The organism is Bacillus ectoiniformans (assembly GCF_016908875.1).
Classification (GTDB): Bacteria; Bacillota; Bacilli; order Bacillales; family Domibacillaceae; genus Bacillus_BX; species Bacillus_BX ectoiniformans.
Genome location: NZ_JAFBES010000019.1, coordinates 26116 through 45963, shown reverse-complemented (window position 1 = coordinate 45963; position 19848 = coordinate 26116). Strand labels below are relative to the sequence as shown.

The 19848-nt window shown below is 41.1% G+C and carries 23 protein-coding genes and 2 other annotated features; all 23 genes read left to right on the top strand.

Translation table 11 applies throughout. The annotated features are described in order from the left end of the window. Window positions 1-654: 654 nt before the first annotated feature. The 23 genes from JOC78_RS16455 to JOC78_RS16345 all read left to right on the top strand — a co-directional run bounded on the left by JOC78_RS16455 (window position 655) and on the right by JOC78_RS16345 (window position 19824). A complete protein-coding gene (locus JOC78_RS16455; protein ID WP_204558222.1) occupies window positions 655-1119 on the top strand; it encodes a CtsR family transcriptional regulator in 465 nt (154 codons plus the stop codon). A gap of 16 nt (window positions 1120-1135) precedes the next feature. Further along, complete coding sequence (locus tag JOC78_RS16450) at window positions 1136-1678, top strand: protein-arginine kinase activator protein McsA (protein ID WP_204558218.1); 543 nt, start codon at window positions 1136-1138, stop codon at window positions 1676-1678. Then, window positions 1678-2733, top strand: a complete 1056-nt coding sequence (locus tag JOC78_RS16445; protein ID WP_204558215.1) for a protein-arginine kinase McsB — start codon at window positions 1678-1680, stop codon at window positions 2731-2733. Before JOC78_RS16450 ends, JOC78_RS16445 begins: the two co-directional genes overlap by 1 nt. A 20-nt stretch (window positions 2734-2753) precedes the next feature. Continuing rightward, entirely contained in the window at window positions 2754-5192 is a 2439-nt protein-coding gene (clpC, locus tag JOC78_RS16440; protein ID WP_204558212.1) for an ATP-dependent protease ATP-binding subunit ClpC, read from the top strand. 113 nt (window positions 5193-5305) lie between these two features. Next, a complete protein-coding gene (gene radA, locus JOC78_RS16435; RefSeq protein WP_204558202.1) occupies window positions 5306-6679 on the top strand; it encodes a DNA repair protein RadA in 1374 nt (457 codons plus the stop codon). 123 nt (window positions 6680-6802) lie between these two features. Further along, on the top strand, window positions 6803-7891 hold the full coding sequence (locus JOC78_RS16430; protein ID WP_204558187.1) for a PIN/TRAM domain-containing protein: 1089 nt from the start codon (window positions 6803-6805) through the stop codon (window positions 7889-7891). Between the two features lie 13 nt (window positions 7892-7904). Continuing rightward, entirely contained in the window at window positions 7905-8597 is a 693-nt protein-coding gene (ispD, locus tag JOC78_RS16425; RefSeq protein ID WP_204558184.1) for a 2-C-methyl-D-erythritol 4-phosphate cytidylyltransferase, read from the top strand. Window positions 8598-8610: 13 nt separating this feature from the next. Next, window positions 8611-9093, top strand: a complete 483-nt coding sequence (ispF, locus tag JOC78_RS16420; RefSeq protein ID WP_204558181.1) for a 2-C-methyl-D-erythritol 2,4-cyclodiphosphate synthase — start codon at window positions 8611-8613, stop codon at window positions 9091-9093. An 84-nt stretch (window positions 9094-9177) separates the two neighbouring features. Continuing rightward, on the top strand, window positions 9178-10635 hold the full coding sequence (gene gltX / locus JOC78_RS16415) for a glutamate--tRNA ligase (protein WP_204558178.1): 1458 nt from the start codon (window positions 9178-9180) through the stop codon (window positions 10633-10635). Window positions 10636-10689: 54 nt separating this feature from the next. After that, window positions 10690-10916: a binding site (T-box leader), on the top strand. A 58-nt stretch (window positions 10917-10974) separates the two neighbouring features. Then, window positions 10975-11640, top strand: a complete 666-nt coding sequence (cysE, locus tag JOC78_RS16410; RefSeq protein ID WP_204558175.1) for a serine O-acetyltransferase — start codon at window positions 10975-10977, stop codon at window positions 11638-11640. Then, window positions 11621-13018, top strand: a complete 1398-nt coding sequence (gene cysS, locus JOC78_RS16405; protein ID WP_204558172.1) for a cysteine--tRNA ligase — start codon at window positions 11621-11623, stop codon at window positions 13016-13018. The genes cysE and cysS overlap by 20 nt, the downstream gene beginning before the upstream one ends. 7 nt (window positions 13019-13025) lie before the next feature. Continuing rightward, complete coding sequence (locus tag JOC78_RS16400) at window positions 13026-13445, top strand: Mini-ribonuclease 3 (protein WP_204558225.1); 420 nt, start codon at window positions 13026-13028, stop codon at window positions 13443-13445. Window positions 13446-13447: 2 nt separating this feature from the next. Next, a complete protein-coding gene (gene rlmB, locus JOC78_RS16395) occupies window positions 13448-14191 on the top strand; it encodes a 23S rRNA (guanosine(2251)-2'-O)-methyltransferase RlmB (protein ID WP_204558169.1) in 744 nt (247 codons plus the stop codon). Window positions 14192-14193: 2 nt separating this feature from the next. Beyond that, window positions 14194-14703 carry an NYN domain-containing protein gene (locus tag JOC78_RS16390; protein WP_204558166.1) on the top strand — a complete coding sequence of 170 codons (510 nt, stop codon included), beginning with the start codon at window positions 14194-14196 and terminating at the stop codon, window positions 14701-14703. A 78-nt stretch (window positions 14704-14781) separates the two neighbouring features. Next, window positions 14782-15420, top strand: coding sequence for an RNA polymerase sporulation sigma factor SigH (gene sigH / locus JOC78_RS16385; RefSeq protein WP_239587241.1), 639 nt, complete (start codon window positions 14782-14784; stop codon window positions 15418-15420). 65 nt (window positions 15421-15485) lie between these two features. Then, on the top strand, window positions 15486-15632 hold the full coding sequence (gene rpmG / locus JOC78_RS16380) for a 50S ribosomal protein L33 (protein WP_204558160.1): 147 nt from the start codon (window positions 15486-15488) through the stop codon (window positions 15630-15632). A gap of 37 nt (window positions 15633-15669) precedes the next feature. After that, window positions 15670-15855: a preprotein translocase subunit SecE gene (gene secE / locus JOC78_RS16375; protein WP_204558157.1), complete on the top strand. Its 186-nt coding sequence runs from the start codon at window positions 15670-15672 to the stop codon at window positions 15853-15855. 150 nt (window positions 15856-16005) lie between these two features. Beyond that, window positions 16006-16539 (top strand): transcription termination/antitermination protein NusG, encoded by a 534-nt coding sequence (nusG, locus tag JOC78_RS16370; protein ID WP_204558154.1) that lies wholly within the window; start codon window positions 16006-16008, stop codon window positions 16537-16539. Between the two features lie 172 nt (window positions 16540-16711). Further along, window positions 16712-17137, top strand: a complete 426-nt coding sequence (gene rplK / locus JOC78_RS16365) for a 50S ribosomal protein L11 (RefSeq protein WP_204558151.1) — start codon at window positions 16712-16714, stop codon at window positions 17135-17137. A gap of 123 nt (window positions 17138-17260) precedes the next feature. Next, window positions 17261-17962 (top strand): 50S ribosomal protein L1, encoded by a 702-nt coding sequence (gene rplA / locus JOC78_RS16360; protein ID WP_204558148.1) that lies wholly within the window; start codon window positions 17261-17263, stop codon window positions 17960-17962. Window positions 17963-18008: 46 nt separating this feature from the next. Further along, window positions 18009-18146 (top strand) — a sequence feature (ribosomal protein L10 leader region). Window positions 18147-18208: 62 nt separating this feature from the next. Next, window positions 18209-18709 carry a 50S ribosomal protein L10 gene (gene rplJ / locus JOC78_RS16355; RefSeq protein ID WP_204558145.1) on the top strand — a complete coding sequence of 167 codons (501 nt, stop codon included), beginning with the start codon at window positions 18209-18211 and terminating at the stop codon, window positions 18707-18709. Window positions 18710-18774: 65 nt separating this feature from the next. Continuing rightward, on the top strand, window positions 18775-19137 hold the full coding sequence (rplL, locus tag JOC78_RS16350) for a 50S ribosomal protein L7/L12 (protein WP_204558142.1): 363 nt from the start codon (window positions 18775-18777) through the stop codon (window positions 19135-19137). 87 nt (window positions 19138-19224) lie between these two features. After that, window positions 19225-19824: a methyltransferase gene (locus JOC78_RS16345; protein WP_204558139.1), complete on the top strand. Its 600-nt coding sequence runs from the start codon at window positions 19225-19227 to the stop codon at window positions 19822-19824. The last annotated feature ends 24 nt before the right edge of the window (window positions 19825-19848 follow it).

The following is a 19848-nucleotide window of genomic DNA, read 5'->3' as shown; positions in this document are numbered from 1 at the left end:
GGAAACCCTTTCAGCGGGCCTTTAAGGCCGAGGCCGGTAAGAGAGGCTTTCAGCCGCAGAGCAAACCACCAGTTCACACTGGTGGTTTTGATTGTGCGTATTTTTCAGTTTCTGCAGAGCATGATTGAAACATTAAAACACAAATGGATTTATTAAATGTGTATACTGACATTCCACTACTATAAGGCCCGCCGACAAATAAATTTGTGCTCCTATTTAGTGTTTTTAATGCTGGCATAGTAAGACCTGAAAAGGAAGAATCTTATTTGACTTGAATATAAACGTCTTTTCGTTAAAATGACTCACTCCCCCAAAACAAACACTCCCTCTATTTAGTATCCTGCACAATAACTTTGTAAGAGGAAGAACTTAAATCCGCCATGCAGGCATATTATAAATAGAGTGTTAGATATATTTCCCGTAGATTTCTTATAAAATAAAGAGTTCTAAGTACTTTAAATAACTGGAGGATATGTTTTAAATTTCATTCTAGTGGAATATAACTGTTACTCCCTATTTTAATTTCAGAAAAAAGGGTTATTTTCCCGAAGAAACGTCAAGAGTAGAGACATACATATCTTAGAAATTGCCATCCATGAATAGAATAAGGTATAATTAACGTCAAATATAGTCAAAGTCAGAAATGGAGGAGGAATGGTGCGTAATATATCCGATATTATAGAGGATTATTTGAAAAGGGTATTGGAAATGAGCGATAGCGAAATAGTGGAAATCAAACGAAACGAGATCGCGAATAAGTTTCAGTGTGTACCCTCTCAAATTAATTATGTGATTAATACTCGATTTACTATTGAACGGGGCTATATTGTCGAAAGCAAAAGGGGTGGAGGCGGATACATCCGTATTATTAAAGTCAAAATCCATGATCAGTATGATTTGATTGATCAGCTAACTTCTTTAGTTGGAAGCAGGATTACTCAATCGAATGCAGAAATCTTAATTAGCCGGTTAGTTGAGGAAGATGTCATTTCTGAACGTGAAGCTAGAATTATGATTAGTGCCATGGATCGCTCTGTTTTGCACATAGATCTACCTCATCGAGACGAATTAAGAGCAAGAATGATAAAGGCTATGCTATTATCTTTAAAATATAAATAAGCAGGAGGTGGCGTATTTGATTTGTGAAGAGTGTAAAAAAAGACCCGCCACTTTGCATTTTATGAAAACGATTAATGGAGAAAAGACAGAAATTAAGCTTTGCGAAAAATGTGCACATGAAAAGGGAGAGCAGCATTTTTTTAATCAGCACTCCGGGTTCTCGATAAGTAATTTGCTGGGAGGGTTATTAAATATCGATCCTGTGTTTTCCTCCAAGCAGCCGCAATACCCGCAACAGCCGCCATTACAATGTGAAAACTGTCACATGACATTTCAGCAGTTTGTTAATAGAGGTAAATTCGGCTGTTCAGATTGTTATGAGACCTTTAATGAGCAGCTGAAACCAATCCTAAAAAGACTTCACAGCGGAAATTATATACATCAAGGAAAAATACCTGCGAGAATAGGTGGAACGCTTCATCTGAAAAAAGAAATTAACCATCTTAAAAGCGAACTTCAAACATTGATATTAGAAGAAAATTTTGAAGATGCTGCTGGAGTGCGTGACCAAATTCGTTTTCTTGAAAACAAGCTGCTTTCTGAAGGAGGGGAGTCCTGATGTCTTTAGAACATTTTATTAATCAGGCTGTAAGCTCCTGGATGAATGAAGAAGGCCCTGAAATGGAAATTGTGTTAAGTTCACGGGTAAGGTTAGCTCGAAATTTAACCAACTTTAAATTTCCTTCTCTTTTTCAATCAGAGGAAGCAAGGGGCGTCGTAGATGAAATCAGCACGGCGGTAGAAAGCGAGTTTTCTCTAGAGTTACTGAAGATGGAGACTTTAACTCCATTGGAGAAGAGAGTCTTAGTTGAAAAACATTTAATTAGTCCGCTATTGGCGGATGCTTCTCCATATGGTGCGGTTCTGCTTAGTGAGAATGAAGATATCAGTGTGATGGTGAATGAAGAGGATCATATACGTATTCAATGTTTGTCACCCGGGCTGCAGTTAAAGGAGACCCTTGAGAAAGCCAATAAGCTTGATGATGCGATTGAAGCTCATGTAGAGTATGCATTTAACGAACAGTATGGGTACTTGACCAGCTGTCCGACAAATGTTGGAACTGGGTTGCGTGCTTCCGTCATGATGCACCTTCCAGGATTAGTATACACGCAGCAAATTAACCGAATTGTGCCGGCAATTAACCAATTAGGCTTAGTTGTTAGAGGAATTTACGGTGAGGGCAGCGAAGCTTTAGGTAATGTCTTTCAAATTTCAAATCAATTAACACTTGGAAAATCAGAATCCGATATTGTTGAAGACTTGCTGAGTGTGGTCCTGCAAATTATTACACAAGAAAAAGCAGCAAGAGAAACGTTAATAAAAGCTTCAAACATTCAACTAGAGGATCGTATCTTCCGTTCATATGGTGTATTAACAAACAGCCGAATTATTGAATCGAAAGAAGCCGCTCAATGTCTATCTGATGTTCGATTAGGCATAGACATAGGATATATTAAGGGTATTTCTAAAAATATATTAAATGAGCTAATGATTCTGACTCAGCCGGGATTCTTACAGCAATATGCTGGCGGACCGCTTCAAGCAGAGGAACGAGATATACGCAGAGCTGCATTTATTCGCGAAAGATTGAAGATGGAAGAAAATTGTTGATGTAAAGGAGAGAGATGGATATGATGTTTGGTCGTTTTACTGAAAGAGCGCAGAAGGTACTGGCATTGGCACAAGAAGAAGCACTTCGATTAGGTCACGGGAATATTGGAACAGAACATATTTTGTTAGGTTTGGTTCGTGAAGGAGAAGGAATCGCTGCTAAAGCATTGTATGGCCTCGGTTTAGGTTCGGAAAAGATCCAAGAAGAAGTAGAAAGCCTCATTGGCAAAGGGGAAGGCACTTCACAAACTGTCCATTACACTCCTCGTGCGAAAAAGGTCATTGAATTATCCATGGATGAAGCAAGAAAGCTTGGCCACTCGTACGTTGGCACAGAACATATTCTGCTTGGTCTGATTCGTGAAGGAGAAGGTGTAGCTGCCCGTGTTCTTAATAATCTGGGTGTAAGCCTTAATAAGGCCCGCCAGCAAGTTCTTCAGCTTCTTGGCAGCAATGATTCCAATGGCCACCAGGGAAGTAATGCGTCTAACGTGAATACACCTACATTAGACAGCTTGGCTCGCGATTTAACAGTGATTGCCCGTGAAGGAAGCTTAGACCCGGTGATCGGCCGCAGCAAGGAAATTCAGCGTGTCATTGAGGTATTAAGCAGAAGAACGAAGAACAATCCAGTTTTGATCGGTGAACCTGGTGTTGGTAAAACAGCAATTGCGGAAGGGCTAGCCCAGCAAATTATTAATAATGAAGTGCCAGAAACATTGAGAAATAAGCGTGTGATGACACTTGATATGGGAACGGTCGTTGCAGGGACGAAATACCGAGGCGAGTTTGAGGATCGTTTGAAAAAGGTAATGGACGAAATTCGCCAAGCGGGCAACATCATTCTATTCATTGATGAGCTTCACACGCTGATTGGTGCAGGGGGAGCAGAAGGAGCAATTGACGCTTCTAACATTCTGAAACCGTCATTAGCGCGCGGGGAGCTTCAATGTATTGGAGCCACAACTCTTGATGAGTACCGTAAATATATTGAGAAAGATGCAGCTCTTGAGCGCCGTTTCCAGCCAATTCAAGTCGATGAACCAACGATTGATGAATCCATTCAGATTTTAAAAGGTCTTAGAGATCGATATGAAGCTCATCACCGCGTGTCGATAGTAGATGAAGCAATTGAAGCGGCAGTTAAAATGTCCGACCGATATATTTCTGATCGTTTCCTGCCGGATAAAGCCATTGACTTAATTGACGAAGCCGGATCTAAAGTACGTTTAAGATCCTTCACTACACCGCCTAACCTAAAGGAATTGGAAGTGAAGCTTGAAGGGATTCGGAATGAAAAAGATGCCGCTGTTCAAAGCCAGGAATTTGAAAAAGCAGCTTCGCTTCGAGACACAGAACAAAAGCTGCGTGAACAGTTAGAAGAAACAAAGAATGTGTGGAAAGAAAAACAAGGCAAAGAAAATAGCGAAGTGACAGTGGAAGATATTGCAATTGTCGTATCGAGCTGGACCGGTATTCCGGTATCGAAGCTTCAACAAACGGAAACAGACCGCTTATTGAATATGGAGGAGATCCTTCATTCTCGTCTAATCGGTCAAGAAGAGGCTGTTATTGCCGTATCAAAAGCCGTCAGACGTGCAAGAGCAGGGCTGAAAGATCCTAAACGTCCAATCGGTTCTTTCATCTTCTTAGGTCCGACTGGGGTAGGTAAAACAGAATTGGCAAAAGCTCTAGCGGAAACGATGTTTGGCGATGACGATGCCATGATTCGTATTGATATGTCCGAGTACATGGAGAAGCATTCAACTTCTCGTCTAGTAGGTTCACCTCCAGGGTATGTAGGATATGAAGAAGGCGGCCAGTTAACGGAAAAAGTCCGCCGCAAGCCATACTCCGTTATCTTATTGGATGAGATTGAAAAAGCCCATCCGGATGTATTTAATATTTTACTTCAAGTGCTTGAAGATGGCCGTCTAACAGATTCAAAAGGCCGGACAGTTGATTTTAGAAATACCGTCCTTATTATGACATCAAACGTTGGAGCAGAAGCGCTTAAACGTAATAAATATGTAGGATTTAATATTCAAGACGGTGAACAAGACTTTAAAGACATGAAAACAAAAGTGCTTGGAGAGCTGAAGAAAGCCTTCCGCCCGGAATTTATTAACCGAATTGATGAACTGATTGTTTTCCACGCTTTAGAGAAAAAGCACTTGAAAGAAATTGTAACGTTAATGTCTGATCAGCTGACAAAGCGCTTGAAAGAACAAGATATTATTGTTGAGCTGACAGATCAAGCGAAAGAAAAAATTGCTGACGAAGGGTACGATCCGGAATACGGTGCGCGTCCGCTTCGCCGAGCACTTCAAAAACAAGTGGAAGACCGTTTGTCTGAAGAGTTGTTAAAAGGAACAGTATTAACTGGACAGCAAGTTGTAGTAGATGTGGAAGATGGAGAATTCGTTGTAAAAGCGAAAGAACCGACAACTACTGCCTAATTCTTATGAAGGGTACACGAATGAAAGCAGGCGTGTACCCTTTTACTTATTTATAGGATGTAAGAAAACACTTATAATAGGTAAACAAAATCGTTAGTTAGTGAGGGAAATGAATGGCAAAGAAGAAAACGAAATTTATCTGTCAGTCTTGCGGATATGAATCGCCCAAATGGATGGGAAGATGTCCGGGATGTAATGAATGGAATCAGATGGTTGAAGAAGTGGCTATTACCGGAACACCAAAGAGAACGTTTATGCATTCAGATACAACAACTGTATCCAAACCATCCAAGTTAACTGCTGTTGAAACCATTCAGGAGCCGCGTGTCGAAACAAAACTGCAAGAATTTAACCGTGTACTGGGTGGAGGAGTAGTTCCTGGATCACTCGTGTTAATCGGCGGTGACCCCGGGATTGGAAAATCTACGCTATTGCTTCAAGTATCTTCGCAACTTTCCTCGAATGGAAGCAAAGTATTATATATTTCAGGAGAAGAATCCATTAAGCAAACAAAATTGCGTGCGGATCGATTAAATATTAATGAGGATAGTTTATTTATTTATGCAGAAACAAACCTCCAATTCATTCATTCTGCTATTGAAGAAATGTCACCATCTTTTGTGATTATTGATTCCATTCAAACCGTGTATCACCCAGAAGTGACTTCTGCACCGGGCAGCGTTTCACAAGTGCGGGAATGTACAGCAGAATTAATGAGAATAGCTAAAATGAATGGAATAGCTATATTCATTGTCGGACATGTTACAAAGGAAGGATCTATCGCTGGTCCTCGTCTGTTAGAGCATATGGTAGATACGGTGCTTTATTTTGAGGGAGAGCGACATCATACGTATCGAATTTTGCGAGCGGTCAAAAACCGGTTTGGATCCACAAATGAAATGGGTATTTTTGAAATGAAAGAGATGGGATTAGAAGAAGTGGCGAATCCTTCTGAAATCTTTCTAGAAGAGAGGTCTCAAGGCTCTTCGGGATCTACGGTAGTCGCTTCAATGGAAGGAACGAGGCCAGTTTTAGTAGAAATTCAAGCGCTCATTTCACCTACAGTCTTTGGAAACCCGCGCCGTATGGCTACAGGAATAGACCATAACAGAGTCACTCTTTTAATGGCGGTTCTTGAAAAGCGAGTAGGGCTGCTTCTGCAAAATCAAGATGCGTATTTAAAAGTAGCTGGCGGGGTTAAGCTAGATGAACCGGCCATTGATTTAGCGGTCGCAGTCAGTATTGCATCGAGCTTTCGAGATGAACCGACAAGTCCGACAGATTGTATTATCGGAGAGGTAGGGTTAACAGGTGAAGTGCGCAGGGTGTCCAGAATTGAACAGCGTGTGACAGAAGCGGCGAAGCTTGGATTTACCCGTATTATCATACCGGAGAACAACATTGGAGGCTGGAAGGCGCCTGCCGGAGTAAATATTACAGGAGTTTCCACTGTGAATGAAGCCCTAAAAATTGTTTTTAATTCGTAAATAGATTATTTTAAACTTAAGCCTATTTCATAGAGGTCAAGAAATTGTTTTTTGGAAGTTTTTAAAAAAGCGATTGTAAGTAAACAAAACTGTTTATAATGAAAATAAGGAGGTGAAGATGGAATGTTAAAACGTCTTGTGCAGGCAAGTTTTATTATTCTAGGGGGGACGCTCGGCAGTTTTCTTATCCCGGACTTATTGCAATTAATTAATTTAGATCACCTTACGCTTATTAATAACCCTTATGTTACAGCAATTTTAGGAGCTATTCTCTTTTATGTATTAACGTTTTGGGCAGTCGATTATATTATTGAATTTGTGAAGTGGCTGGAAGATCGAATTGTTAATGCCCCTTTGACGGACATTCTGTCTGGAAGCTTAGGTTTAGTTTTAGGATTGATCGTCGCCTTTTTAATGGGGATTCCACTTAATTCCATCGAAATACCAATTATCAATACAGTGGCGCCAATTTTCTTGACGATCTTGCTTGGCTACTTAGGATTCCAAGTAGGATTTAAAAAACGTGATGAGCTTACTGGTTTGTTTATGTTAAATAAAAATAAGAAAAAAGATACGGAAATAGAAGAAACGGGGATAAAAAGGCAATCGTATAAAATTCTCGATACAAGCGTCATCATTGACGGGAGAATTGCGGACATATGCCAAACAGGCTTTTTAGATGGAGTCATTATCATTCCGCATTTTGTTCTAGAAGAATTGCAGCATATCGCTGATTCATCAGACACGTTGAAGCGAACGAAGGGACGCCGCGGTCTTGATATTTTGAACCGTATCCAAAAGGACATCCCAGTGGATGTAGAGATCACCGAAAGAGATTTTGAAGATATTCAAGAAGTGGACAGCAAGCTAGTGAAGCTGGCAAAAGAAATGAACGGCATTGTTGTTACGAACGATTTCAATTTAAATAAAGTCTGTGAGTTCCAGAATGTGCGTGTACTAAATATCAATGATCTGGCAAATGCGGTGAAGCCAGTTGTCATTCCTGGAGAAGAAATGCAAGTGCTTGTCATTAAAGATGGCAAGGAACAGAAACAAGGGATTGCGTATTTAGATGATGGAACAATGATTGTCGTAGAAGAAGGCCGGGATTATATCGGCAAACAGATTGAAGTCATTGTCACAAGTGTTCTTCAAACGTCAGCTGGCCGAATGATTTTTGCCAAGCCAAAGATGATTGAAAAAGCGTTATAAAGGGGAAGTTTTCATGGAGTACCAAGTAGTCATTCCCGCAGCCGGACGGGGTAAGAGAATGAAAGCAGATAGAAACAAATTACTGCTGCCTCTATGCAGCCGGCCGGTGATTGTACACACGCTAGAAGTGTTTCAAAAAGACCCGAACTGCCAAGGGATCATATTAGTCATTCAGCCTGAAGAAGAAGACATATTTTCTGCTTTGCTCCATGAATATCAGCTGACAAAGGTCACAGGATTCGCTCTAGGCGGTGAAGAGAGACAGTATAGTGTATATAATGGGGTAAAGAAGCTCTATCAGGCTGACATCGTGTTAGTTCATGACGGGGCTCGCCCTTTTATTACGGATACGATTATTCATCAGCTGGCTGATACAGCAAATGACAAGGGAGCGGCCATTGCGGCTGTCCGCGTCAAAGATACCATTAAACGTGATGTGGATGGATTAGTAGCTGAAACCGTAGAACGCTCAAGCTTGTGGTCTGTACAAACGCCACAGGCTTTTCGCGTATCTGTTTTAGCAGAGGCTTTTCAAAAAGCGGAAGCTGACGGATTTTTAGGAACGGACGAGTCTTCATTGGTCGAGCGGCTGAACTGGCCTATTCAAATTGTGGAAGGCAGCTATGATAATATTAAATTAACCACGCCGGAAGACCTTTATTTTGCAGAAGCGATTATTAATAAGAGAAAAATGAAAGATAATTAAAGGAGAAGAGAGAATGTTTCGTATTGGACAAGGGTTTGATGTTCATCAATTGACAGAAGGGCGGCCGCTGATTATTGGAGGAATTAATATTCCATATGAAAAAGGCTTGCTTGGACATTCCGATGCCGATGTATTGCTGCACACTGTGGCAGATGCTTGTCTTGGTGCAATTGGCGCAGGGGATATCGGAAAGCATTTTCCAGATACAGATGCGGAATTTAAAGATGCCGATTCAGCAGTGCTGCTTCAGCATGTTTGGCAGCTGGTGAAAGAAAAAGGTTATGAATTAGGAAATATCGATTGTACGATCATTGCTCAAATGCCAAAAATGGCTCCTCATATTGAGAGTATGAGAGCAAGAATTGCGGAATTGTTAGAAGCTGACGTTTCTCAAGTGAATGTGAAGGCGACAACGACTGAAAAGCTTGGTTTTACAGGTAGAGGAGAAGGCATTGCTTCACAAGCCACCGTCCTTTTAATGAAGAAGAACGCGTAATCATCTTCCTTCCGCCTGATAACGGTGGTAAAATGAAAAGATATGACACAAAATGAGTCCAAGCAGCGAAGGAGGAAATGAAAGATGACTACTGATGTTCGCGTGCGTTATGCGCCAAGTCCTACAGGTCACTTACATATTGGAAATGCGCGTACTGCGTTATTTAATTACTTGTTTGCCCGTAATTTAGGCGGGAAATTCATTATACGAATTGAAGATACCGATCAAAAGCGTAATATTGAAGGCGGAGAAGAAAGCCAGCTGAAATATTTAAGATGGCTCGGAATAGATTGGGATGAAAGTGTGGATATGGGCGGAGAGTACGGGCCTTATCGCCAATCAGAGCGTAACGACATTTATCAGACTTACTATAATCAGCTTGTGGAAAATGGAAAGGCCTACAAATGCTATTGCACAGAAGAAGAAATCGCAGCAGAACGCGAAGCACAGCAGGAATGCGGAGAGCTTCCGAAGTATTCAGGTAAATGCCGTCATTTATCTGATGATGAAAAAGCGAAGCTAGAAGCGGAAGGCCGTAAGCCAAGCATTCGCTTTATGGTGCCGGCAGGGGAAGTCATTACATTTAAAGATATGGTTAAAGATGATGTGTCATTTGAATCTGACGGCATCGGCGATTTTGTTATCGTCAAGAAAGACGGCACACCTACTTATAACTTTGCCGTAGCCGTGGACGATTATTTAATGAAAATGTCTCATGTATTGCGCGGAGACGATCATATTTCTAATACACCAAAACAGCTGTTGATTTATCAGGCGTTTGGCTGGGAGCCGCCAGTGTTTGGACATATGACATTAATTGTGAATGAGAGCCGCAGAAAGCTGAGTAAGCGTGATGAGTCCATCATTCAGTTTATCGAACAATATAAAGAGTTAGGATATTTGCCTGAAGCATTATTTAACTTTATTACATTGCTTGGATGGTCTCCAACCGGTGAAGAAGAAATCTTTTCAAAAGAAGAATTCATTAATATTTTCGATGCCAGCCGTCTATCGAAGTCACCAGCCTTATTTGATCAACAAAAACTGCTTTGGATGAATAATCAGTACATGAAGCAGTTAGAATCAGATCGAGCTGTTGAGGTGGCGCTGCCTCATTTAGTTAAAGCAGGTCTTGTGGAAGAGAATTTATCAGATGAACAGAAATCTTGGGTTGAAAACCTAGTGGTCCTTTTGCAAGAAAAAATGAGCTTTGGAGCAGAAATTGTCGGTTTATCGGAAGTCTTCTTTAAAGAAGATGTCGAATTTGAAGAAGATGCGAAAGAGGTGCTTGCAGAAGAACAAGTACCTGAAGTGATGCAGTCTTTCTTAGCTAAGGTGGATCAAATGGATGTCTTAGAAGCGGATGCCGTGAAAAAGGCGATGAAAGAAGTTCAAAAAGAAACAGGTCACAAAGGAAAGAAATTATTTATGCCGATTCGAGCGGCAGTCACTGGACAGACACATGGTCCAGACCTTCCTAAAGCGATTGAATTACTAGGCAAAGAAAAGATTAAAAAACGCATAAGTGCTTTTAGTAGTTAACATTTTATATAAAATGTAATATATTATGTGTATAAGTTTTGAACGAAGACATAAATAAAAGCGATGATGAGGAAAAGTAAACAATTGAAGCTTACCAGAGAGAACCGTCACCGGCTGCAAGCGGTTCAAGCCTCTCAATTGTTGAAGTGCCCCTCTGAGTCTGTCTCTGAAAGGAAACGATTACGAGACAGCGGGAGCTCCCGTTAACAGCTCTAAGTTGGGGAAACAGATGTATTCGTTTCTCAAACAGAGTGGAACCGCGTGAAAAAAACGTCTCTGTCTATGTAGAGGCGTTTTTTATTTTGTCTAAAATTTGAGATAGAGAGGAGAAATCATCTTATGTTCCGTGTGTTAAAAGAAGATATCGATACCATCTTTGAGCAAGATCCAGCTGCCCGCAGCTATCTAGAAGTTATCTTAACTTATTCTGGTCTTCATGCTATATGGGGACACCGTTTGGCTCACGGATTTTACAAAAGAAAATTCTTTTTTCTGGCCCGTCTCATTTCCCAGATTAGCCGCTTCTTTACCGGGATTGAAATCCATCCAGGCGCCCAAATTGGCCGTCGTCTATTCATTGATCACGGAATGGGCGTGGTGATCGGAGAAACCTGTGAAATTGGGGATAATGTTACGTTGTATCAAGGAGTCACACTTGGCGGAACCGGCAAAGAAAAGGGGAAGAGACATCCGACCGTAAAAGACAATGCGCTGATTGCGACGGGAGCGAAAGTACTAGGGTCCATCACTGTAGGGGAAGGCTCCAAGATCGGGGCAGGTTCTGTCGTGCTGAAGGATGTTCCGGCAGACTCTACGGTTGTCGGCATTCCTGGCCGGATTGTGATTCAAGCAGGGAAAAAGGTGCAAAAGGATTTAAACCATTGCGATTTGCCAGATCCAGTTGCTGACCGATTGCTTGGCATGGAAAAAGAAATTCAAAAGTTAAAAAAAGAGCTGGAAGAGACGAAAAAAGGAGAATATCGACATGACCATTCGACTTTATAATACTTTAACAAGAAAAAAAGAGGAGTTCATTCCTCTCGAAGCGGGAAAAGTAAAAATGTATGTGTGCGGTCCAACCGTCTACAATTATATCCACATTGGAAATGCTCGTCCGGCCATTGTCTTTGATACGGTTCGCCGCTATCTGCAGTACAGAGGGTTTGACGTTCAGTACGTATCTAACTTTACGGATGTGGACGATAAATTGATTCGTGCGGCAAATGAGCTGGGTGAAGATGTTCCAACCATTGCGGAACGGTTTATCGAGGCTTATTTTGAAGATACTAGCGCTTTAGGATGCCAAAAAGCAGATGTCCATCCTCGCGTGACAGAAAGCATTGACTTAATTATTGAATTTATTCAAGCACTTATTGATAAAGGAAGCGCCTATGAGTCCAATGGAGATGTCTACTACCGGACGAGAAGCTTCGAAGGGTACGGAAAACTTTCTCATCAATCGATCGATGAATTGAAAGTAGGGGCGCGAATTGATGTAGGGGAAAAGAAAGAAGATGCCCTGGATTTTGTTTTATGGAAAGCGGCTAAAGAAGGAGAGATTTCCTGGAATAGCCCTTGGGGAGAAGGACGTCCAGGCTGGCACATTGAGTGCTCGGCTATGGCGCGCAAATACTTAGGTGACACCATTGATATTCATGCAGGCGGACAGGATTTGGCCTTCCCTCACCACGAAAATGAGATTGCCCAGTCGGAAGCAATGACAGGAAAAACGTTTGCCCGTTACTGGATGCATAATGGATATATCAATATAGATAATGAGAAAATGTCGAAATCACTCGGAAACTTTGTCCTTGTTCACGACATAATTAAACAAATCGATCCGCAAGTTTTGCGCTTTTTCATGCTGTCCGTTCACTATCGCCACCCAATTAATTATAACGATGAATTGCTTGGCAATGCCGAGACAGCATTAGAACGGTTAACGACTTCGTACGACAACCTAAAGCACCGTAAACAATCTAGTACGAACTTAACGGATAGTGACCAAGAGTGGCTGGATAAAGTAAGAGGTCTTCATCAAGCATTCCTTGAAGCGATGGATGATGACTTTAATACAGCCAATGCGATTTCAGTCCTGTTCGATCTTTCAAGACAAGCGAATTACTACCTCATGGAGAAGCATACTTCCGATCAAGTGATTGACGCTTTCTTGAAGGAGTATGAGGATCTATTCTATGTGCTAGGTCTTAGCTTTAAAGCAGAAGGCTTGCTGGATGAAGAAATCGAAGCGTTGATTGCTGAACGTACGCAAGCAAGAAAAGACAGAAACTTTCAATTGGCAGATGAGATCCGTGATAAGCTGAAAGAAATGAATATTATCGTGGAGGACACTCCACAGGGGATACGCTGGAAAAGAGGGTAAGGCAATGATGCAGAATTTTGAACCGCTTAAAGAAGCGAAACAAGTGAATAGCCTGGCTCTTGCTTATATGGGGGATGCTGTATATGAAGTTCATATTCGGCATTTCCTCCTGCAGCTCGGCAAGGTCAAGCCTAACCGTCTTCACCGAGAGGCAACGAAATATGTTTCGGCTAAAGCGCAAGCGAGAATATTGAAGAAATTGACAGATGATGAACTGTTATCTGAAGAGGAACTTGCTGTAGTCCGAAGAGGCCGGAATGCTAAATCAGGCACCATTCCTAAAAACACAGATATGCAAACATACCGCCATAGTACAGCATTTGAAGCGCTGATTGGCTACTTGTTCCTAACTGGTGAGATCGAGCGGATGAATGAAATCATTACGTATTGTCTTGACCAGAAAATTGATGAGAAAGGAGGACAATAAACATGTCGAAAGAATTTATTGCGGGCAGAAATCCAGTGCTAGAAGCCTTGCGATCCGACAGAGAAATTAATAAAGTCTGGATAGCAGAAGGTGCTCAAAAAGGGCCGGTGCAGCAAATTGTTAAATTAGCGAAAGAACAAAACGTGCTTGTGCAATTCGTGCCAAAGCAAAAAATTGATCAAATGAGCTCAGAAAATCATCAGGGGGTTGTGGCATCTGTCGCAGCTTATGAGTACGCCGAGCTAGATGATCTATATGCGATAGCGGAGAAAAGCGGCGAAGCACCGTTCTTCTTGCTATTGGATGAAATAGAAGATCCGCATAACCTTGGTTCTATTATGCGAACGGCTGATGCTGTTGGTGCCCATGGGATCATTATTCCTAAGCGCCGAGCAGTTGGGTTGACAGCGGCAGTGGCGAAAGCATCCACAGGAGCGATTGAATATATCCCGGTTGTACGTGTCACAAACTTGGCTCGGACAATCGATGAGCTAAAAGAGCGGGGTGTATGGATTGCCGGAACGGATGCGAAAGGGGCAGATGATTACCGTCAGTTAGACGGAACAATGCCGCTTGGTCTAGTGATCGGCAGTGAAGGAAAAGGCATTGGGCGTTTAATTAAAGAGAAATGTGATTTTCTCATTAAGCTGCCAATGGCTGGACGGGTCACTTCCCTAAATGCATCTGTTGCTGCAGGACTACTCATGTACGAGGTTTATCGAAGACGTCATCCTGTAGGAGAATAGGCATGAATATTCTGCTCGTGGACGGCTATAACATCATTGGGGCCTGGCCAGAACTTCGTGAACTGAAAAAGCACGATCTGGCGGCTGCCCGTGATCGGCTAGTTGAACTGATGGCTGAATATCAAGGGTTCACAGGCTCTAAAGTCATTATCGTCTTTGATGCCCACTTTGTAAAAGGGACAGAAAAGAAGTTCAGGCATTCGAAGGTCGAAGTTATTTTCACCCGGGAAAATGAATCGGCTGATGAGCGGATAGAAAAATTGGCGATTGAACTAAATCACATAAAAAATCAAATATCCGTCGCAACATCCGACTTTACCGAGCAATGGGTAATCTTTGGACAAGGAGCTTTGAGAGTCTCAGCAAGAGAACTTCTGCAAGAATTAAATGTAACCGAAAAAAGAATTGGCAAGAACCTTAAACACATTCAAGAAAAAAAGCCAAATTCAAAAATAAAATTAAGTGATGAAGTGGCAGAAATTTTCGACAAATGGCGGCGTGGCCAAAAATGAGGCATTGACGTCAAAAAAATTCGTACTGTATAATATTTCTATCTATGTTTTTCGCAGGCGGAGGGGAAGTGTGTGAGCTTGAACCGTTCAAATAGTTTATTGCTAGATACGCTGAATGATGAGCAACTGATAGAACACGTTCATAAGGGGAATAGTGACGCTTTAGATTACTTGATTCATAAGTACAAGAACTTTGTCAGGGCGAAGGCCCGCTCTTATTTTTTAATTGGAGCGGATCGAGAGGATATTGTGCAAGAAGGTATGATTGGTCTGTATAAAGCCATTCGTGATTTTAAAGGGGACAAGCTGGCCTCTTTTAAAGCTTTTGCAGAACTGTGCATTACAAGACAGATTATTACCGCAATTAAAACGGCAACTAGACAAAAACATATTCCTTTGAATTCGTATGTATCGCTGGATAAGCCGATTTATGACGAGGAATCAGACCGGACTTTGATGGATGTTATTACTGGTGCAAAGGTGATGAATCCTGAAGAACTGATCATTAATCGAGAGCAGTTTAGCAATATTGAAGGCAAAATGAATGAATTATTAAGTGATTTAGAACGAAAAGTTCTTGCTCTATATTTGGATGGACAGTCCTATCAGGAAATATCAGAAGAGCTCAACCGCCACGTGAAATCAATTGATAATGCCCTTCAGAGGGTGAAGAGAAAGTTAGAGCGATATTTAGAGTTTAGAGAAATCACCATGTAGGGAATGACTTGACTAGTCCTCTAGACAATGATATTTTTGTAGAATTGACACAAGGTGGGTTTTTGATGACGAAAAAGGTAGTCTTGGCCTGCTCATTTTGCGGATCAAGAAATTATTCTACGCATAAGAATAATGACGGCGGAGAACGCCTGGAAATAAAAAAGTTCTGCAGCACATGCAATAAACACACAGTCCATAAAGAGACCAAGTAAAACCATGTGTTACAGTTGATCTTTGGAGGTTTCATACATGTCGAGCATAACGCAATTTTTCCGTAACGTAGGAACGGAAATGAGAAAAGTCAGCTGGCCAAAGAGAAAAGAGCTGACGAGCTATACTGTAACAGTTATTACAACTGTTGTTCTTCTAGCGATCTTTTTCTTGATCGTGGATGAAGGAATTTCTGCTTTAATTCGCTGGGTAACAGCTAGCTAAAAATGCTGTTTTGTAATTTCTGCTTGAATATACTATGTTTTGACATGGTATAATGAAAAATCATAGAGACATTTCATAAAAGCCCGGTTAACGGGTTTTTTAATTTGGTTTTAAAATGCAAAGGAGGGAAGGACGCTTAAGTCCCTTTCTATGGAAAAAAATTGGTATGTTGTTCACACCTATTCAGGATACGAAAACAAGGTGAAAGCAAACCTTGAGAAACGCGTTGAATCAATGGGTATGTCAGATAAAATCTTCCGAGTCATCGTACCGGAGGAAGAAGAAACAGATATTAAAAACGGCAAGAAAAAAGTGACAAAGCGCAAAGTGTTCCCTGGATACGTGCTAGTAGAAATCGTCATGACCGATGACTCTTGGTATGTAGTAAGAAACACACCAGGTGTTACGGGATTCGTTGGATCTTCAGGACATGGTTCCAAACCAACTCCGTTATTGCCGCATGAAGTGAAGAATATCCTTAAACAAATGGGCATGGATGAAAAACGCAAAGATATCGACTTCGACATGGGTGAGACAGTAACAGTGAACGAAGGGCCATTTGCTAACTTCGAAGGAACAGTAGAAGAAGTGGATTACGATAAAGCGAAATTAAAAGTGCTGGTGAATATGTTTGGCCGAGAAACGCCAGTTGAACTTGATTTTAACCAGGTAGATAAAATATAATGGAAAATGTCTTGAAATATTAAACGAAAAGTGGTAATATTTCTAAGTCAGTACGTCTCGCGAATGAGACTAATTTTAATTGATCATCTTTATTTATGATAATAAAGATATTATTTGAGTGGGAGGGGGAAATCCCCAAATACCACATCACGGACTTAAGGAGGTGTGTCTCGTGGCTAAAAAAGTTACTAAGGTAGTTAAATTGCAAATTCCTGCAGGTAAAGCAAACCCTGCGCCGCCAGTAGGTCCAGCACTTGGACAAGCAGGTGTTAACATCATGGGATTCTGTAAAGAGTTCAATGCGCGTACAGCGGAACAAGCTGGTTTAATCATTCCAGTTGAAATCTCGGTTTTTGAAGACCGTTCATTTACATTTATCACTAAAACTCCACCTGCTGCTGTACTTCTTAAGAAAGCAGCTGGCATCGAGTCTGGTTCTGGTGAACCAAACCGCAACAAAGTTGCTACAGTGAAACGCGATAAAGTTCGCGAAATCGCTGAAACAAAAATGCCTGACCTAAACGCAGCAAGCGTTGAAGCAGCTATGCTTATGGTTGAAGGTACTGCCCGCAGCATGGGTATTGTGATCGAAGACTAATTTTTATTAGTTGATGAAGTTGTTGTTCAAGGGTTGCGAGGTGAACGTATGTCTATTACTTCACTCGCAACCTTTATTCGTGGGAGGTTATTCCGCTAAAACCACATAAGGAGGAAATTTATAATGGCTAAAAAAGGCAAAAAATTCGAAGAAGCTGCAAAGCTGATTGACCGTACAACTGCTTATTCTTTAGAAGAAGCAATTGAATTAGTTAAAAAAACAAACTTCGCTAAATTTGATGCAACTGTAGAAGTTGCTTTTCGTTTAGGTGTAGATCCTAAGAAAGCTGACCAGCAAATCCGTGGCGCAGTAGTGCTTCCAAACGGAACTGGTAAAACTCAAAAAGTTTTAGTTTTCGCTAAAGGTGAAAAAGCTAAAGAAGCTGAAGCAGCTGGCGCTGACTATGTTGGCGATAGCGAATACATCAACAAAATTCAACAAGGTTGGTTCGAGTTTGATGTTATCGTTGCTACTCCAGACATGATGGGTGAAGTTGGTAAACTTGGACGCGTATTAGGCCCTAAAGGTTTAATGCCAAACCCTAAAACTGGAACAGTTACTTTCGATGTAACGAAAGCAGTTGAAGAAATCAAAGCAGGTAAAGTTGAATACCGCGTAGACAAAGCTGGAAACATTCACGTTCCGATTGGTAAAGTTTCTTTCGAAAACAACAAGTTGGCTGAAAACTTTAACACAATCTTCGAAACAATGGTAAAAGCTAAGCCTGCAGCAGCTAAAGGAACATACATGAAGAACGTAACAGTTACTTCTACTATGGGCCCTGGCGTGAAGGTTGATCCTTCTTCCGTAGCTGTTAAAAATTAAGTTGACAAACAGATAAGTAACTGGTAAAGTGAAATCTGTTGTTAAAATAAATTAAACATTTGTACCGTAGACAGCAGGTGCTGAATAAGCATAATTCCTGCCGAGGTGAACGATAGATAATATAGCCGTATGCTATGCTTTCGTCCTCCATGTCTACTAGGCATGGAGGTTTTTGCTTGGTATAAATGTTTGCTAGACCAGGAAAGCATTCGCGTTTTTCTGTATAAAGCTACAGGAGGTGTAAAGATGAGCAGTGTAATTGAACAAAAGAAACAAGCGGTTGAAGAGATCGCTAGTAAATTTAAAAACAGTGCGTCTACAGTAGTGGTTGACTACCGCGGATTAACAGTTGGTCAAGTAACTGAACTGCGTAAGCAACTACGTGAGGCTGGCATCGAGTTTAAAGTATTCAAGAATACATTAACTCGCCGTGCGGCTGAAACAGCTGAAATTTCTGGATTAAACGACTTCCTTACTGGACCAAATGCGATTGCATTCAGTAATGAAGATGTTGTAGCTCCAGCTAAGATTCTTAATGATTTCGCTAAAAAACACGAAGCATTAGAAATCAAAGCAGGTGTATTAGAAGGAAACGTTGTAACGGTAGAAGAAGTGAAAGCTCTTGCTGAACTTCCATCCCGCGATGGCCTACTTTCTATGCTACTCAGCGTACTTCAAGCTCCAATGCGCAACTTCGCTCTTGCTACAAAAGCGGTTGCGGAACAAAAAGAAGAACAAGGCGCGTAAGCTGATCGAATTAGCAGCCGTCTAACACAATAAAACAAAACCATAATATTAGGAGGAACATTAAAATGACTAAAGAACAAATCATTGATGCGATTAAAGAAATGTCCGTTCTTGACTTGAACGATCTAGTAAAAGCAATTGAAGAAGAATTCGGTGTAACTGCTGCTGCTCCTGTAGCTGTAGCTGGTGCTGCTGGTGGCGAAGCTGCTGCTGAGCAAACTGAATTTGAAGTAGTTCTAGCTTCTGCTGGTTCTCAAAAAATCAAAGTTATCAAAGTTGTTCGCGAAATCACAGGCCTTGGTCTTAAAGAAGCGAAAGAACTTGTTGATAACACTCCAAAAGCAGTTAAAGAAGGCGTTTCTAAAGAAGAAGCTGAAGAGCTTAAAGCTAAACTTGAAGAAGTTGGCGCTGGCGTAGAAGTTAAGTAATTTAGCTATAGATTAAAACAACAAAAGCTCGCTGTATCAGCGAGCTTTTGTTTTGTCTGCTAAACTTCCATAGAGGGAGGAATAACTGTGACAAATCATTATTTTTCACACACTCCTGAGAGTGAAAGTGATCCGGTATACTGGGAATACGAATTGAAGTCGAGAACATTTCGATTTAAAACAGATACGGGTGTCTTTTCGAAAAAAGAAGTGGATTTTGGTTCTAAATTATTAATTGAAAGTTTTCAGCCTCCAGAAGTAAATGGCCCCATTTTAGATGCTGGCTGTGGATATGGTCCGATCGGTTTATCCATCGCGACAGTTTGTCCTGAGCGAATGATTCATATGATTGATGTGAATCAGCGCGCTTTATCTCTGGCGAAAGAAAACGCAGTTTTAAACAAAGTTGAAAACGTCAATATTTATGAGAGTGACCGGCTTTTAAGTGTAACCGAGGATTCATTTGCTGCTATATTAACAAACCCGCCGATCCGTGCAGGTAAACAAGTAGTATTTGATTTCTTGCATCAAAGTTATGAGAAGCTGGCTGAAGGCGGAGAACTTTGGGTAGTGATTCAAAAAAAGCAAGGGGCACCTTCCGCTATTAAAGAATTAGACAAACTTTTTGGAGATACAGAAGTTGTATTGAAGAAAAAAGGTTATTATATTCTGAAAGCGCAAAAATGATTGACTGGCTATAGTCTCTATGAT